We start from the raw sequence: 545 nt of genomic DNA on the forward strand, positions 1-545 counted from the left end.
GGCCGATACGCAAAAGATCGAGCCCCCGGTAATATGCGCCGCCGGCAACATCACGCTGGTGATTGGCAACACCGCGACGATGCCCTTGGGGTTGAGCAACTGGATCACCAGGCCATTCCAGAAGGTCAAGGTCTTGGCAGGCGTGCTTGGGGCGTCATCCACCTCGGTACGTGCGGTGAACACCTGGTAGGCGAGGTACAGCGTGTACACGCCGCCAATCAAAGAAATATACGGCAATGCCGCCTGGGAAATGATCGCTTCGCCGGTGTAGCCAAACAGCACGAACATCAGCAGCATCGCGCACCCCACGCCGATGTAGAAACCGCTGGAGCGACGTAATTTGCCCGTAAGCCCGGCATTGAGGCCCATCAAATTGACCGGACCGGGGCTGTACATGACGCTGAACGCGTAAAGGAAAATGTCCATGGCGAACCTGCAGTAGAAGAAGTCGGGCGAGTCTACTGAGCGGGGTGGTGCGCAATCTTGAACGTTTGTGGTTGATTGGCGCACACGTGGCGAGGGAGCTTGCTCCCGCTGGGGCGCGC

General features: G+C 59.1%; 1 protein-coding gene. It reads right to left on the reverse strand.

Features of this window, described 5'->3' with window-relative positions; all coding sequences use genetic code 11:
* Positions 1–426 (reverse strand): LysE family translocator (locus FEM54_RS33710; RefSeq protein WP_138454417.1); only part of this gene is annotated, 426 nt, incomplete at its 3' end.
* Between the last annotated feature and the right edge of the window lie 119 nt (positions 427–545).

It is taken from the genome of Pseudomonas edaphica (assembly GCF_005863185.1).
Lineage (GTDB): Bacteria > Pseudomonadota > Gammaproteobacteria > Pseudomonadales > Pseudomonadaceae > Aquipseudomonas > Aquipseudomonas edaphica.